Source organism: Polaromonas sp. P1_A2 (genome assembly GCF_056406895.1).
This window is the reverse complement of sequence record NZ_JBFTZI010000007.1, coordinates 120,018-135,909: the sequence shown is the minus strand read 5'-3', so window position 1 is coordinate 135,909 and position 15,892 is coordinate 120,018. Positions and strand designations below refer to the sequence as shown.

Annotated in this window: 11 protein-coding genes; 5 read left to right on the top strand and 6 right to left on the bottom strand. The window is 64.0% G+C overall.

The genetic code is table 11. The annotated features are described in order from the left end of the window. Window position 1: 1 nt before the first annotated feature. Together AC1D09_RS22300 and AC1D09_RS22295 are read right to left on the bottom strand one after the other, a co-directional pair. Window positions 2–1,015, bottom strand: coding sequence for a phosphatase PAP2 family protein (locus tag AC1D09_RS22300; protein WP_477701239.1), 1,014 nt, complete (start codon window positions 1,013–1,015; stop codon window positions 2–4). Between the two features lie 121 nt (window positions 1,016–1,136). Beyond that, window positions 1,137–2,921, bottom strand: coding sequence for an adenylate/guanylate cyclase domain-containing protein (locus tag AC1D09_RS22295; RefSeq protein WP_477701238.1), 1,785 nt, complete (start codon window positions 2,919–2,921; stop codon window positions 1,137–1,139). A gap of 310 nt (window positions 2,922–3,231) precedes the next feature. Here AC1D09_RS22295 and AC1D09_RS22290 point away from each other — a divergent pair, with 310 nt between their 5' ends. The 3 genes from AC1D09_RS22290 to AC1D09_RS22280 all read left to right on the top strand — a co-directional run bounded on the left by AC1D09_RS22290 (window position 3,232) and on the right by AC1D09_RS22280 (window position 8,090). After that, window positions 3,232–3,735 carry a 4'-phosphopantetheinyl transferase family protein gene (locus tag AC1D09_RS22290; protein ID WP_477664515.1) on the top strand — a complete coding sequence of 168 codons (504 nt, stop codon included), beginning with the start codon at window positions 3,232–3,234 and terminating at the stop codon, window positions 3,733–3,735. 129 nt (window positions 3,736–3,864) lie between these two features. Beyond that, complete coding sequence (locus tag AC1D09_RS22285) at window positions 3,865–4,845, top strand: M4 family metallopeptidase (RefSeq protein ID WP_477664514.1); 981 nt, start codon at window positions 3,865–3,867, stop codon at window positions 4,843–4,845. A gap of 218 nt (window positions 4,846–5,063) precedes the next feature. Next, window positions 5,064–8,090, top strand: coding sequence for an ATP-binding protein (locus tag AC1D09_RS22280; protein ID WP_477664513.1), 3,027 nt, complete (start codon window positions 5,064–5,066; stop codon window positions 8,088–8,090). Window positions 8,091–8,099: 9 nt separating this feature from the next. Here the strand turns inward: AC1D09_RS22280 and AC1D09_RS22275 are convergent, their stop codons facing one another. Together AC1D09_RS22275 and AC1D09_RS22270 are read right to left on the bottom strand one after the other, a co-directional pair. Further along, entirely contained in the window at window positions 8,100–8,756 is a 657-nt protein-coding gene (locus AC1D09_RS22275; RefSeq protein WP_477664512.1) for a class I SAM-dependent methyltransferase, read from the bottom strand. 21 nt (window positions 8,757–8,777) lie between these two features. Then, window positions 8,778–9,314, bottom strand: coding sequence for a hypothetical protein (locus AC1D09_RS22270; RefSeq protein ID WP_477701237.1), 537 nt, complete (start codon window positions 9,312–9,314; stop codon window positions 8,778–8,780). 352 nt (window positions 9,315–9,666) lie between these two features. On the opposite strand from AC1D09_RS22270, the gene AC1D09_RS22265 reads away from it, so the two are divergent. Both AC1D09_RS22265 and AC1D09_RS22260 read left to right on the top strand, forming a co-directional pair. Further along, on the top strand, window positions 9,667–10,779 hold the full coding sequence (locus tag AC1D09_RS22265; protein WP_477664510.1) for a response regulator: 1,113 nt from the start codon (window positions 9,667–9,669) through the stop codon (window positions 10,777–10,779). Beyond that, window positions 10,776–14,198 carry a response regulator gene (locus AC1D09_RS22260; protein ID WP_477701236.1) on the top strand — a complete coding sequence of 1,141 codons (3,423 nt, stop codon included), beginning with the start codon at window positions 10,776–10,778 and terminating at the stop codon, window positions 14,196–14,198. The genes AC1D09_RS22265 and AC1D09_RS22260 overlap by 4 nt, the downstream gene beginning before the upstream one ends. On the opposite strand, the gene phhA is transcribed toward AC1D09_RS22260, so the two are convergent. Then, window positions 14,195–15,100 carry a phenylalanine 4-monooxygenase gene (phhA, locus tag AC1D09_RS22255; protein ID WP_477664508.1) on the bottom strand — a complete coding sequence of 302 codons (906 nt, stop codon included), beginning with the start codon at window positions 15,098–15,100 and terminating at the stop codon, window positions 14,195–14,197. The two genes, AC1D09_RS22260 and phhA, sit on opposite strands and share 4 nt — an antisense overlap. Next, the gene (locus tag AC1D09_RS22250) at window positions 15,088–15,885 is read right to left on the bottom strand and encodes a transporter substrate-binding domain-containing protein (protein ID WP_074579891.1); all 798 of its coding nucleotides are present in this window, start codon (window positions 15,883–15,885) and stop codon (window positions 15,088–15,090) included. The genes phhA and AC1D09_RS22250 overlap by 13 nt, the downstream gene beginning before the upstream one ends. Window positions 15,886–15,892: the final 7 nt, after the last annotated feature.

The following is a 15,892-nucleotide window of genomic DNA, read 5'->3' as shown; positions in this document are numbered from 1 at the left end:
CTTATTTCAGGGGGGCCCACTCTTTGACCGCCTTGGACCACATGAAGGCCAGCAGCGGCGAGGCCGCCACGGTACCGATCCTGCTGAGGTACTGGTAGTAGCCGCTGTGGTTGTCGTCCATGGAAACACGCAGATCGAAATCGACGACCTTGCCCTGGGCGTCATGGAATTTGCGGCCGTCGAAACCGCGTTCGTGGAGCTGGTTGTTGCCAAGGCAGCGCGCCGCGAAAAACTCGCCCAGCGCTGTTCCGAGCAGCCGGCCCACGGCGCTGTCCACCGGATAGTGCAGGCCTGCCACCGTGCGGTTCACGGCGATACGCGCCGCTTGCCGTTCCAGTTGCTCCCGGTATTTGGCCCCCGTGCCGTTGGCGTTTTCAAGCAAGGCCAGCAGCACCGTGGCGACGGCGAAGGCTTCGGTGGCGTGGCCACTGGGCCAGCTGGCATGGCCGGGAGTGTCTATCATGGGCTGGATCTGCGGTGACAGCTCCATGGGCCGTGGGCAGGCGAAGGCGTGCTTGAAGCGCATTTCCACGTCGGACGTGAAAGTCAGTACCAGGGTGATCAGCTCCAGCGTCCATTTATGGCGGTGCGGCTGCAGGCCCACGATGGATCCCCAATACGGGACTTGGGGCGTCATCTGGCTCAGGATTTCGCTGCCGCGGTCTTCACGCAGCTCCGCGTAGTTGGCCACCAGTTCCACCTGCTGCTTGAATACCTTGGCCGTGGGCCGGATCAGGCGGACAATGGCGTGGTCCTTCAGCGGCCTCTTGTTGAGGTCCACAAATGCCAGAGTGACCGACTCGCGGGCGTGCTGGACACCGAAGTGAAGGCCACCCAGGAGCTCAAGTTCGCAGATCTGCAACCGACGATCGGCCGACCACTGCTTCAACCGGTCCGGCCTGTCGATAGGCAAGGGGAGATTGACCGGCAAAGTAGCGCCCTGGAAAGGGCCGCTGAGCGCCGCGCTGCTCTTCGTCATGCCATCGGCCAGCAAAGGGCTGGCGGCGTCGGCCATGATGGCAATCCCGCCAATGCCGCCGATTCCCCCAATGCCACCGATTCCACCAATCCCGCCAATCCCTCCAATCCCCCCGATGCCGCCCAATTGACTCATGAAATACTCCTTCAAATAAACATTAATGCTCTGGTATGCCGGCCGTGCGGAATGCGTGCGCACACCGAAGCCCGAATGCCGATTGATTGCTGGGCGAGCGGCTCAGGAAGCCGCTGACGGTAAAGCCGGGCTCAAGCTGCAGAAGTTCGCGCATTGCGGCCCGGGCAGATTCAATCCTGTCCAGCTCCACCTCCGCGATGATCAGGGCCCGCAAGGTGGACGTGTGCGTGCGGTTCGCGCGCAGGGAGCGCTGCGCGAGTTCGCTGGCGCGCGCGTACTCGCTTGCCGACAGGGCGGCCGTTGCCGCCAGGGAGTCGTAAAAGTAGCGCAATGGGTCGAGGGGGGACAAGGCCAGGGCCTTTTCGGTCTGCACCATCGCGAGGGCGCCTTCGCCCTTGAAGGCGTGCAGCGTTCCCTTGAGAAGGCAGGCGAGCGAGTCGTTGGGATTGATGCTCAGCGCCTGGTCGTAGCGCTGTGCGCCTATGTCGAGCTTGCGCAGCAGGTTGGTGTGCGCGAACCCATCCACAGTGAGCGCCAGCGCGCAGCGCGGATCGTGGTCGAGTGCCCGTTTTGCGCAGTCCAGCGCCAGCATGGCTTCCCGCGCCGGATCCTCGGCCCACCCTTGCTGCACACGCAGCACATGCCATTTCGCCAGCCAGGCATACGGGATCGGGTGGCGGCGGCTGCGGTCGATCAGATGTTCCAGCATCTGGCGAGCGCGGTCGAATTCGCTGAACGCCGTGCGGTGCATCAGCGCCACCGCGCCCAGCAGCAGGGTATACCCTTCCAGGGTCGGCAGCGCTTGCCCGTGGACCCGCTCCAGTTCCTGCGACATGACCGAAGAACTGACGGCGGCCACGAGGCGCTCAATCAGTTCGTCATCCATGGAAAACAGGCCTTGCACCTCGCCCCTCAGGTTTTCCGCCCAGACCACGTGGCCGGTTTTTGCGTCAATCAGTTCCACAAACAACGCGATCTGGGAGCCCACGCTGCGGCATGTGCCGGAAAGAATGTAGCTGGCGCCCAGGTGGCTGCGAATGTTTTCCACGGCCTCATGCCGCTCGCGGAAGACCGTGGTGGAGAGGCGGGAAATGACATGCAGTTCCGAGGTTCTTGAGAGCGCCGCGATGACGTCATCGGCCAATGCCTCTCCCAGCATTTCGTGGCCTGCTTCGGAACTGCGCATGGCGAACGGGATGACCGCGATGGCCGGGCGCAGGTCCAGCCGGACCGCGCTGCCGGTGTTGATCGGCGCATGCTCGCCGGGCGGGCCGATGCGATACGCCCGCACGGGCTTTTCAACGTGCTTCAGGTAGCACTCGCCCATGTCGTCGACGTCGGCGTCCAGTGTGGGAACAAGCTGATCGCGCAACTCGGCGGAAATCACGATTTCGCTGGGGCCGGCCAAGGTACAAAAGCGAGCCGTCAGGTTGACATCGGTGCCGTAGATGTCGTGCTGGTCCGTCACAAAGCTGGCCAGGTGGCCGCCTATGCGCAGGTGCATTTGTCGCTGGGGCGGCAGCCGGGTATTAGCCTGCTGGCTGAAATCCTGCAAAGCAAACGCCGCTTTGATGCCGCCTTGCGCGTTAGCAAATTCCAGCATCAGCCCGTCACCCAGGCTTTTGACGATGCGGCCGCCATGCTGCGGCAGAATTTGCTGCTCGGCTTGCAGCACCAGTTGTTGCCACCTCTGTACGAAACCATCTTGATCCTGCTCCATGATCCTGACTGACTCCACCACATCCATGACCAGCAGCACCTTCGTGCTTCGGCCCATGCGGGTAGGTAATTCGGTCGGGGGGTTCATCGTAAATGGTGTAACAAAGTTTTACCTCCTCATTTTGGAGGAGAACGCGGGTAATGGAAATACTGTGCGCGGCTTTATCTACAGAAACATCGGAATTGTTATGCTTGAGCAAAACCCATGGTAGATTGCATTTAGCTGCGGTTTTGATGCACAAAAGATCCGCTTTGCGGCTGCCTTATACAAAAACTGGGATGAACGTCGCCATCCTATGTCGCGGATGGGCTAGCCGCCTTGGGAAAATATCGTCCGCAGTGTTCAACTTCTGATCCTGTGCTGAAGGCGATGGAGTGCCAGGTGAGCGAAAAGACCATTGGGATTTCAGATTGGATTAATTTTGCGCGTACTAATTGGGGCCGGTGTTTTTTCAGCGACAGGCTCCCTCCCGTTTCAAATATTGCCTTTTCTGATTCTGTCTCTCGTGTCGGAAGGGCGCATTGATATCGTTTATGCCGGATGGGTGGGCTCTGCATATCTCATCGGGATGCTTTTCAGCACCCTGTTATTGCCTCTTTTCAGTGTGATCATCACGCTGGGACAGTTCAGCGTGCAAAAGAGCTATTCGACGCTTGCATACTTCCTGCCGCAGCAGTATTCCGGCATCGTCCCGCCCGAAGAGCGCCGTCAGCGCCAGGCAACGCGCGCGGTGCTGCGAATGGTGCTTGGGCGTACCGGTGTCGCTGCCGCTGACGTTCGCATTGGCACGGGAGCCTATGGCAAGCCTTGTTTGGTGGATTGCCGTGCCATCGGTTTCAGTTTGCCGCATTCGGGCGGCTTGAGCCTGTTGGCATTTGCGCCCCGGCTTTTTTCGCACTGAAGGGCCGAATTCGTGAAACCCGCCTACCGCTGTTTTTGTTTTGCCGTCCCGTCCAAACTCTTTCGCAAGCTTGCCGAAAAATCAGGGGAGGAAGGGCGCCAGCGAATTGACAGCCACATCGAGCACAGCATGCGCTTGCGCACGCATCGCCATGTCTGCGCCAAGCAGGCGGTGGTGCCCCGCACGGTCCAGTCTCCCCAGGGCTTCATGCCTGCACAGGCTTACCGCCGCAGTATTTTTAATGCCGGCTTCGACACCGACCTGCCGGGCAAGCCGGTGCGCCATGAAGGAGACAAGCCGGTCAAGGATCGCGCTGTGAACCAGGTCTACGACAACACCGGCATCGCCCTGGATTTTTTCCACCAGGTTTTCGGGCGGGATTCCCTGGACGACCGCAGCATGCGTGTGGAGTCGGCCGTGCATTTCGGCAAGGACTTTGCCAATGCCATGTGGACCGGCGAGCAGATGGTCTATGGGGACGGCGACGAGAACGTGGGGGGCTTCACCGAGGCGCTGGACATCATCACCCACGAACTGAGCCATGGCGTCATCCAGCACATGATTCCCGGCGGGCTGGGTGTGGTCAAACTGGCGCGCAAGGACCGCGAGTTCGAGGAGCAGACGCATGTGCTCCAGGGCCAGGCTGGCGCCCTCAATGAATCTTTCTCCGACGTCATGGGCAGCATGGTCAAGCAGTGGCATCTGGGCCAGACGGCGGCCCAGGCCAACTGGCTGCTGGGCGAGAACATGCTCGCGCCGCAGCATGGCAAGGCCATACGCTCGCTCAAGGATCCCGGCAACCGCAAGCTGACCTGGTACGACGACGACCAGTTCAAGACCATGGAACAATACGTGGACGGTGCCGACGTCCACGACAGCTCGGGCATTCCCAACCATGCGTTTTACCTCGCTGCCCGAAAAATAGGCGGCTTCTCCTGGGAGAAGGCCGGCCCCATCTGGTACGAAGCCTTTCCCAAGCTCAAGCCCAAGGCCAGCTTTCTGGATGCGGCGCGGGCGACAAGCCGTGTGGCCAGTGCGCGCTTCGGCAGTAAGTCAAAAGAGTACATGGCCGTGGTCTCGGCCTGGCAGGCCGTGAAGGTCCTCCCCTAAGAAGCTATTCTCAGACAAAGCCACTCCAAGCCACTAATGCCTTGATTTGTTCCGGGGCTCGTGCAACGATTCGCTTAGTGGTTTTTCCTGTTGTGGAGAGGGATAAATAGAAGATGTCGTTGCGCTGCGTTTCGTGCCTGACCGTGAATCCGGTGAGCAACCGGTTCTGCGGTAACTGTGGCGCCGCTTTCGGGCTCAGTGTGCAAGAGCCGTCCAATTTGCCCTCGCCGGTCTCTGAAATCCAGTGGGGTGCACTCAAGCACGCCACCATTCTTTTTGCAGACGTCGTCAGTTCTACGGAGCATGTGGCCGGCCTGGACCCCGAGCAGGCCATGGAGCAGTTGCGGCCCGCCGTGCAGCGCATGTGCAATGCGGTGGAGCGTTTCGGCGGCACCGTCGTGCGCACGCTGGGTGACGGCATCATGGCCTTGTTCGGCGTGCCTCGCGCGCTGGAAGGTCACGCTAGCCTGGCCTGCGAGGCAGCGCTGGCGATGCAGGCGGCCTTCGAAGGCCCTGACTCGAGCCTGCGCATACGGGTCGGCCTGCATTCGGGCCAGGTTGCGCTGGACCCCGAGGCGGTCGACGCCACCCGCGGCGGCGGCGTGCACGGCCACGCGATTCACCTGGCCAGCCGTGTGGTGGCCCTGGCTGAGCCCGGCGGCATCTGCATGACGGCCGACTGCCTGGCGCTGGTGCGCTCGGCCTGCGACGTCCGGCCCATGGGGAAACATCCGCTACGGGGCATCACCGAGCCCGTCGAATTGCACGCCCTGCTGGGCATGAAAAACGACGTGCAGAACCACAGTTTCCATGAGGCGGCGCTGTCGCTTTTTCGGGGACGGTCGCAAGAGCTGGCCGCGTTGCAGGACGCGCTGCGCAATGCCGAGAACGGCGAAGGTTCCGTGATTGGCTTGTCAGGCGCGCCCGGCTCAGGCAAGAGCCGGCTCTGCCACGAATTTGCCCAGTGGTGCCATCTGCGCCACGTGCCCGTCTTCGAGGTCAGGACACAGCTTTACGGCCATGCCACGCCCTTGCAGCCGGTCCTTCAGTTGCTGCGCAGCTGTTTTTTCCACATCACGCCGGCGCACGATGCCGCAGCTGCGCGGGAATGCATTGTGCGGGGGCTCGCAAAGCTGGGCGCCGTCTCTGCGGACGACCTCGCATTGCTCAGCGAGTTCCTCGGCGTGGCCGACGCGAACAGCCAGTCTTGCACCCTCAACCCCAAGGCGCGGCGTGCCCGGCTGCTGGGCTTGCTGCATGAACTGGTGAAGCAGGCTGGCGCCGCCACCTCCGTCATCGTTTTCGAAGACCTTCATTGGCTTGACGACGCCAGCGCGGAGTTTCTCTCGGCCCTGGTTGCCGCTGTAGCCGGAACCAGGACACTGCTGCTGCTCAACTACCGGCCGGGTTACCAGGCGCCCTGGTGGACGATGCGCCACTTCCGGGCGATTCAGCTGGCGGACCTGAGTCTGTCCGATACGGAAGAGCTGGTGCGCGAGCGGCTCAGGCATTACCCCGAGTTGCTTGATTTTTTCCCGCTTATCGTGGAACGCTCCGCTGGGAATCCCTTTTTTGCAGAGGAATTGGCGCACTCGCTGATTGAAAAGAGTGTTGCACTGGCGGCTTCAAGCCAGAAAAAATCCGATATCGCCTCGCTGGCGCATGCCCTGCCGGCGACCGTGCAGGCCGTCATCGGCGAACGCATAGACCGGCTGGTGGTCACCCAGAGAACGCTGCTGCATGTCTGTGCCGTGATCGGCAAGGAAATTCCGCTGGCCGTGCTGCAGGACGTTGCCGTGTACCTGGTGAGCCAGCTGGAAAGCGGCCTGGACGGTTTGTGCGAGGCCGAGCTGCTGCAGTTGCTGCGCGAGATCGCGGGCGGGCGGCGTTTCGCCTTTCGCCATCCGCTCATCCAGGAGGTGGCCTACAGCACGCAGCTCAAGGCGCGGCGCGCCAACCTGCACGCCGCGGTCGCGATCGCCATGGAGGCGCACTACAGCGCGCAGCCGGGCGAGTTCGCCGCGCTGATCGCCTACCACTACGAAGCCGCCGGGCAATTGCTCAATGCGGCGCAGCACGAGGCGCGCGCCGCGAAGTGGACCGGCTCCACGAACTCGGCGCAGGCCATCAAGCACTGGCGCAAGGTCTGGACCCTGCTGGATGGGCAGGAGCGCTCACCGCAGGTCAACAGCCTGCGGGCCCTCGCCGGCGGAAGAATCGTCTACCTGGGCTGGCGGGAGGGGCTGAGCCCCGAGGAAGTCCAGAAGATCACCCAGGAGGCCATCGGCCATGCCAGCGAAGCCGACAGCCGGCTGGTGCAACTGCTGCTGTTCGCGCAGGGGCGGATCCTGCAGTCCGGCGGAGGCGCAGCCGATGATTATGTGGAGTGCGTCCTCAAGGCCTTGTCCCTGACGCCGCCCGGCAGGGATGCCGGCCGGGTCGCGATGCTGAACGTGGCCCTGAGCCAGGCCTATGCCTGGGCGGGCCTGCTGGAGCAAGGCCTGGCGGCCAACGATGCCGCCATGCAGGGCGTCGCAAGCATCGACCAATTCGACCGGGAATTCATCGATTTCAGCATTGAGCAATGGGTGCTCGGCATTCGTGCGCGCCTGCTGATCCGCATGGGACGTTTCGACGACGCCAGGGAATGCCTGCAAAAGATGCTGTCGGCCGACGAGGGTCCGGGCGATCCTGTGATCGGGCAGATCGCTCACCACCTGCATGTGGAGCTTGCGGCCGCGACGCAAAATACCATGCTTGCCAAGGAGCACGTCGCTGTCGTCGTGAATCTTGCGCAACAATATGCCAGTCCCTATTCAAAAATCTTTGCGCTCTGGTGCTCGGGGCTGGCCGAGGCCAGTGCGGGAAATTTCTTCGCTGCTCAGGAAAGTCTTGCTGCGGCCTTGAGTCTTATTTCGAGCACAGGGGTGGCGGTGGAGTTTGAGGCGGAGATTCGGGCCTGCCTGGCGGAGTGCCATCAAAAATCGGGCAATCTTGAGCTGGCGCTGGAAGCTGCCAGGGAAAATATCGGGATATCCAAGCCTCGGAACAACCGTCTGGCCGAGTGCCGCGCGCTGATCGTCTGCGGAGGGGTCTTGAGCCAGAAAGCAGATGCCGGTTCCTGGCAGGAGGCGCTTTCACTCTTTAACCAGGCCGAGCAGCTGATTCGCCTGACGGGCGCCAAGATCTATGAGCAGACCCTGCATAGCGAGCGCGGCCGCGTTTTGCAATTGATGGGGAACTGAGTCCGTAGCTCAGGGTAACCGCACCAGCAGGGTGTACTCGCGCATGCCGTAGTTGTCCAGCACCTCCACTCCGGCGCCGAACTCCCGCGCGCAGTGGTCGCGCCAGACGGACGACGGGGCCCTGTAGAGCTCGGGCTTCGGGTCTGCGTCGTGAGTCAGTGGCGCGAGAAAGTTGACGGCAAAGCCGCGGCGGCTGGTAAGCCGCAGCGCGGTCAGTGTTTGCGCAACGAACTCGGTCCAGAGTGCGTCAGACTGGTCCAGCTTCACATTAAAGATGCCGCTGGCAATCGAGTAATCCGCTACGCGGGGGCTCTTGCTGGCGACGGCAAATTCCGCGTTGCCGCGCTTGCGCCACAACCGCCGTGCCTGCGCAATCATGGCCTCGGATAAATCCACGCCCAGATAGCTGATCTCCTTTCGCCGGTGCCGCCTGGCCAGAAATGCCAGCAGAGCGCCGTAGCCGCAGCCGACGTCGGTCAGGGAGAAGGGCGCTGAAAAGTCGCACAAACGCAGGAGTTGCACGAAGCGCAACTCCTGAGTCGGCCGGCACGGCCAGTCCACCCCCAAGGGGGTCGGGCCGTAAGTTTCGACCTTTTGCGTGTAGTACTGGCCAATCGCCGAATGCAAAGCCGCCAAGGCGGGTTCAGCGGACAGGTGCCCGGTCATCGCGGCAATCGGCCAGACGGCTTATTTCTTGGCGCGTTTCTTGGCCGCTGGCTTGGCCGCCGGCTTGTCGGCAGGTTTCTTGGCCGCCGAAATCGGCTGCATGGGGATGGAGATCGTCAGGTAGTCCTGTTCCAGGTAGTGGATGGGCTGGCTCTTGTCGATGATCTTCACTTCCGTGTTCGACTTGTCGCCGCGCATGTCGTGGGAGGTGAAAAAAACCGGCAGCGGTGTTTTGGAAGCCAGGTTCTTGATGAGCGCGTCCACGATGGCGGCGTCGCCATCCAGGCCCTTTTTGTTGGAACCATGGCGGTACAGGTTGCCCAGCAGGTTCTGCCAGAGGTTTTTGACCTCGTTGTTGCGCGCACCCAGGTTGAGCGCGGCGCAGCTCATCTTGAACGAACGGCCCTTCTTGAAGAGCTTGAACTCCTTTTGCAGGGCGACCATTTCCAGGATGCCGCCGAAATGCGACTCTTTGCCCTGCGAGGGCGCAAAGCGCAGGTTCAATTCATCCAGCATCGTTCCGATGTAGATGTCGTGTTCTTTCATGAAATAACCCATAGATTTCTCCTGCTGTTTCGATTGATGGAATGACCGCGGTGTTTTTGTAACTCTGCTACGGGCGTTGAGCGCCTCTTGTCAGGAGCCTTGTTTCCCCCGAAAACCGGTCATTTCGTGGATAAGGGAAAAACTCCTCATTTGGAAGGATATCGTAAGCGAAGTAACAAACTATTACGCCCTCTTTTTGTAGGAGGGATTACCCGGTAGGCAAAGAATTAGACCCGATCTCGCGCTTGTGAAAAAAAACCGCTTCGAAGAGTGCCCTTGCACCGCGCTTTTTCCGGACATTGCCGACAAAATAAGGGCCCTAGCTTCCTGAACCCCCCAGAACACAACAGCGAGAGTCCGGTATATGCCCTTGATCGTGGTGATTGATGATGACGCAGGCACGCGCATGCTGGTCACCCAGGTGCTCAAGAAGGAAGGCCATGAGGTCATGGAGGCCGACGACGGCGCCAAGGGCCTGGAGCTGATCCGCGAATTCAGGCCGGACGTGGTGGTCAGCGACATCCAGATGCCCCAGCTGGACGGCTTCGAGGTGCTCGACAGGGTGCGCAACGACGACGCACTGGCCACCACCGCCGTCATTTTGCTGACCTCGCTGCAGGACCGCACCCACATGCGCCAGGGCATGACCACCGGCGCCGACGACTACCTGACCAAGCCCTTTGCCCCGCAAGAGCTGCGCGAAGCGGTCAACGCGCAGCTCAACAAGCTCACCCGGGCGGAGGCCATGCGCGCCCAGGTGGTGGACAAGGCCGTCCAGCTGGCGCTGGTGGAGCAAGGCCAGAAGATCAGCGACCTTTACGAGATGCGCATGGCGCAGTCGTTGAGCCAGCAGTGGCCCGAAACCGGCGCGGTGCAGGACAACGACAAATTCGCCAGCGCGACGGTGCTGTTCGCCGACATGCGCGACTACGGCCTGTGGACGCAGTGCCTGTCCGGCCCGGAACTCAGCGACGTCGTCAAGCGGCTCTACAGCAGCGTCGGCGACACCGTCTACCTGTTCGGCGCGCACTACATGCAGTTTGTCGGCGACGGCATGTTGTGCGTGTTTGTCGACGCCGCCGACACCCAGTCGGTCAACCACGGCCTGCGCGCGATTCGCGCGGCCCTGGGGCTGGCCGATGCCACCAAGCGCATAGACACCTATGTGCGCCAGCGCTTTCCGGAGCGGGGCCTGCCGAACTTCGCCCTGGGCGTGGCCCTGCACACCGGCCCCGTCGCTTTTGCGCGCCTGGACGGGCTGATAGGCCGATCCGGCCAGACCACGCCCATAGGCGACACGGTAGCCGCCGCGCTCAGGCTGTTCCAGGGCCAGCCCTCGCTGGACTGGACCATCGCCGCCAGCGTGCAGGCCACGCGGCTGGTGACCGGCGCGGTGCGCACCGGCCGCCGCGCGCTGGTGCAGATCGCGGGACGCGCCAAGCCGCTGGATACCGTGGAAATCGTGGGGCTGGCATGAGCGCGCGCCAGATGGCGGCCGCGGCAGGCAGCCTGCGCGGGCGCAGCTGGTCGCTGCGCGCGGTGCTGGTCACCAGCTTGCTGCTGTTTTCGCTGGTGCCGGCCGCCACCGTGGGCTGGTTCTTGTACCGCAGCAACCTGCAAAGCGTGCAGACACTGGCCGAAAAAACCGTGGACGGCGTGGCGCAGCGGGCGCAGATCAGCACCCAGGAGCACCTGGCGCAGGCCCACGTCGTGCTCAACGGCCTGGTCCAGGACCAGCCCGGCGAGGCCGGTGTGGCGCGCGCCCGCCAGCTGATCCAGAACCCCAACCTGTTCGAGCAGACCGCGTTTGCCATGACCCGCATGACGCCCCAGGTGCCCCACATGGTCCTGGCTACCCATCGCGGTGAATACCTGGGCGTCGAGGCGCTCGCCTCGGGCGGCGGTCACGCCACGCAGGTGGCGGTGCGCAAGGAAGGCGGCCAGGGCCGCACCTTCTTTTCCGCCGAATATGCCGGCGACCGCCGGCAAAAAACCAGCACCGAGGCCGCGAACCATGAGCCCCGCACCCGCGCGTGGTACCAGGGAGCAATGGAGAACAAGGGCCGCAGCTTTACCGCCGTGGCGCCTTCGGAAGCCCACAACCAGCTGCTGATCACCCTGTCGCAGCCTGTTTACGGCGCGGACGGCGGCTCGCTGGGCGTCTTCGCTGTCGACCTGCACCTGGCGCGCCTCAAGGAACTGCTGCAGACCATGGTCTTCAGTGCCCACGGTACGGCGTTCCTGCTCGACGAGAACGGCTTGTTGGTCGCCAACTCCACCATAGACCCGCTGTTCTCCGCGGCGCAGGGCAAGCTTGAGCGCAGGCGACCGATGGACAGCCGCAATGCCATCGTTCGCAGCGCCTACAACGAAGTGGCCTCCAGCCTGGGCAGGACGCTGCCCGACAGCGTGCAGCGCGTGGCCTTTCTGCATCGCGTGCCCATGGAGGGCGACACCCTGATCGTGGTGCTCAAGCCTTTCGGAGAGAACCTGGGCTTGCGCTGGAGCCTGGTGGTGGCTGCTCCCGAGAGCGATTTCGCCGCCGCCAGCCAGGCGGCCTTGCGCAACACCCTGGCCGTGATGGCCTTCGCACTGGTGCTGGGCGCGGGGCTGGCGACCTGGCTGGCCTACCGCCTGAGCCGGCGCTTCCGGGGCTTGAGCGTCGCCGCTGCCCAGCTGGCGCGCGCCGAGGTGCCGCAGGTGCAGCAAAACGCCCGCATCACCGAGGTGCGGCAGCTGTCGCAGGCCATGCACGACAGCGCCGAGGAAATCCTGCGCAACCGCGCAGCCATCGACGCGCAGAACATCGCCCTGCAGGACGCCAACGAGACGCTGGAGGCGCGGGTCGCCAGCCGCACCGCCGAGCTGGCGGCGTCCCGCGAGGAGGCCCTCGCCGCGGCGCGCGCCAAGGCCGCTTTCCTGGCCACCATGAGCCACGAGATTCGCACCCCGCTCAACGGCGTGGTGGGCATGACCACCCTGCTGGCCGACACGCCGCTGGATCCCGAGCAGCGCGACTACTTGCACACCATGCGCGTTTCCAGCGACCAGCTGCTGGGCGTGATCAACGACATCCTGGACTTTTCCAAGATCGAGTCCGGCAAGCTGGACCTTGAAAACGAACCGCTGAACCTGCTGGCCACCATCGAGGAGGCCTGCGACATAGGCGCGCCGCGCGCGCGCGAAAAAGGCCTGGAGTTGCTGGTCGACATGGGCGACGAGCTGCCCACCTGGGTGCGCGGCGACGTCACGCGCCTGCGCCAGGTGCTGCTGAATTTCGTCAACAACGCCGTCAAGTTCACCGAGCGCGGCCAGGTCATCGTCTCGGCCCACGTGCTGGAGGACGCTACCCCCGAGCGCGGCGGGCTGATCGAATTCCGCGTCAAGGATTCCGGCATAGGCATTCCGCTGGACCGGCAGTCCGCGCTGTTCCAGTCCTTCACCCAGGTCGATACCAGCACCACCCGCAAGTACGGCGGCACCGGCCTGGGCCTGGCCATCTGCAAACGACTGGCCGGCCTGATGGGCGGCGGCGTCGGGCTGGAGTCCGCACCCGGCCAGGGCTCCACCTTCTGGTTCACCGCGCGGCTGGGTTATGCCGATGCGCCGGAGATCGCCCAGCTGTCCTCGCTGCACATGGTCAGCCTGGCCGGCAAGCGGGTGCTGGTGGTGGACGACACCCCGGTCAACCTGCGCATCCTCGACAAGCAGCTCAGGCGCTGGGGCATGGAGCCAGCCCTGTTCGAGCGCGCCAGCGAAGCGCTGGACTGGCTGCGAAGCCAGCCGCCCGTGGACGTGGTGGTGACCGACATGCACATGCCCGAGATGGACGGCCAGACCTTTGCGCAGACCCTGCGCGAGCGTCACCCGGGCACCCGCATCGTGCTGCTGACCTCGGGCACCATGCCCACCGGCGAGCAGGCCAGGGTGTTCGACGCGCGCCTGCTCAAGCCGTACCGGCAGTCCCAGCTGTTCGAAGCCATCGCCCGCGTCACCTCGGCGCAGGAAGCGGCCAAGGCCGTGGCCGAAGCCGGCAAGCCCGAGCTGCGCAACCAGTTCATCCTGGTGGCCGACGACAACGCCGTGAACCTCAAGGTGGCCCTGGCCATGCTGGCCAAACTGGGCTACGAGGCCGCCACCGCCCTCAACGGGCGCGAGGCAGCGGACCGTGTGGCCGCTTCGCTGCGCCCCGAAGGCGGCGTGAGCAGCCGCGACGGCCCGCGGCCCTATGCCGCCGTCCTGATGGACGCCAACATGCCCGTGATGGATGGTTTTGCCGCCTCGCGCGAGATCATCGCGACCCACGGCGCGGCCGCGCCGCCCATCATCGCGCTGACGGCTTCGGTGCTCGAAGAGGACCGCCAGCGCTGCCTGGCGGCCGGCATGGTGGGCTTCCTGCCCAAGCCGCTGCGCATCGACGAGCTGTCGGAGGCGCTGGCCCGCTACGCCCGCAAGCCCGAGGATGCCGGCGCCGCGAGAATCATGGCGGCCGAAGCCATGCCGGCCCAGGGCACGTCGCCGCAAGCCGGGGCGCCCTCAGTGGTCCTGATGGACTGGAGCCGGCTGGAGCAGTTCAAGGAATTCGACGACGAGGAGCGCAGCATGACGCGCGAGGTGATTGCCTTGTTCGCCAGCGACGCGCCGAACCGCATCGACGACATACGCGCGGCGCTGGAGGCATCGGACAGCGCCGAACTCTCGCGCGCCGCGCACGCCCTCAAGGGCGCAGCGTCCAACGTGGGCGCCGAGGCCCTCAGCGATGCCTGTTTTGTGCTCGAGCAGTCCTGCCTGCAGGGCCAGTGGCCGGCCGATGCGGGCCAGCAGGTGGCGCGGGTGTGCGAACTGGCCGAGCGGACCCGGCACGCACTGAACGACTGGATGGCCAGCCCCGCTTAGGCCGCAGCCTGCGTCCGGGCCAGCTCTTTGTAGAAAGGCGTGAAGTCCGGCTCCGTCAGGCGCAACAGCGCCTCAAAGCTGTCGATCACGAAGTATTGCTGCTGGAAGGTGTCGATCTTGTAGGTCGACGACATGCAGCGCAGCAGCTCGGCCTTGTCGCGCAGCGGGATGCGTTTGGGCTCGGGAGACTCCACGCTCCAGGCCAGTTCGCCCGGGCTGCTCAAAATGCCGGCGCCATAGGCGCTGACGTCATGGCTGCCGTTTTTGTCGCGCATCAGGCCGAACTCTATGGTGTACCAGTACAGGCGCGAGAGCATCTCGACCGCGCCGGGAATCGGCTGCGTCCCATGGGTGCCGTGCTCCAGCGCATGCGCCTTCAGCGCGCCCTTGCCGTAGGCCTGGATATGGTCGGCATAGCTCGGGTCGAACAGCAGCGGCACATGGCCGAACAGGTCGTGGAAGATGTCGGGCTCGACGATGTAGTCAAACTCGGCCGGTGTGCGTATCCAGTCCGTCACCGGGAATTTGCGGTTCGCCAGCAGCGTGAAAAACGGCACCTCAGGGATCAGCCCCGGCACGCCCACCAGTTGCCAGCCGGTGGCCTTGAAGAGGCGCGCGTTGATGTCTTCAAAGCGCGGGATCGCGTCGCTCGCGCCCAGGCTGGGCAGGGCCTTGATAAAGGCGCTGCAGGCCCGTCCGGCCAGCAGCGCCGACTGGCGCGTGTAGAGGCGCCGGTAGGTGTCGTGGTCCTGCGCGGTATAGGCCGCGTAATTTTGCGGGCAGGTGTAGTCCGCGTTGACCTGGCCGCCGCGCGCATAGTCGCCGCGCGGCGGCCGGTCGGACTGGCCGTACACCGCCGGCGGCGGGGTGCTATTGCTTTTGCTGTCGGCTACTTCAGCCATTGGCTCTCCACACGTTGGTATTCACCGCTGGCGCGCGCCAGGTGCAGCCACTGGTCGACGTAGGCCTTGAAGGGCACGTCGCCGCGCGGCAGCAGGTAGGCCATTTCGCCGTACTGCAGCGGCTTGTCGGGGTTGATCGCGCACAGGCCCGGCTTGAGCCTTTGCTGGGTGATGGCCTCGGCCGATTCGGTGACGAACACGTCGGCGCGGTTGGCCAGAATTTCGTCAAAAATCGTCAGGTTCTCGGGGTTGAGCCGCATCTGCGCTTGCTTGAAGTTGGCGCGGGCAAAACGCTCGTTGCTGCCGCCCGGGTTGAAGATCACGCGCGTCGTCGGCTTGTCGATGTCGGCCACCGTCTGGTACTTGGCCACGTCGGCGCAGCGCGCGATAGGCGTCTTGCCGTTGACCATATAAGGGGCGCTGAAAAAAGCCTTCTTCTGCCGCTCGGTGGTCACCGAAATGCCGCCCACGGCCAAGTCGCATTTGCCGGCCGTCATGTCGGGCATCAGGTTGGACCAGCTGGTCTTGACCCATTCCGGCTTCACGCCCAGGCTGGCCGTCAACGAGGCCATCAGGTCCACGTCTATGCCCTCGAAGCTGCCGTCCGGCTTCTGGAAGCTGAAGGGCTTGTAGTCGCCCGGCGTGCAGATGCGCAGCACGCCGGCTTTTTGCACGGCGTCCAGGCTGGACGCGGTCTGGGCCGAAGCGGCGCCGCAGGCGAGCAGCGATGCCGAGGCGAGGCCGAGCAGGGCCAGAGGGCGTTGCAGTTTCAGGCGAAGGGACATGGCAATC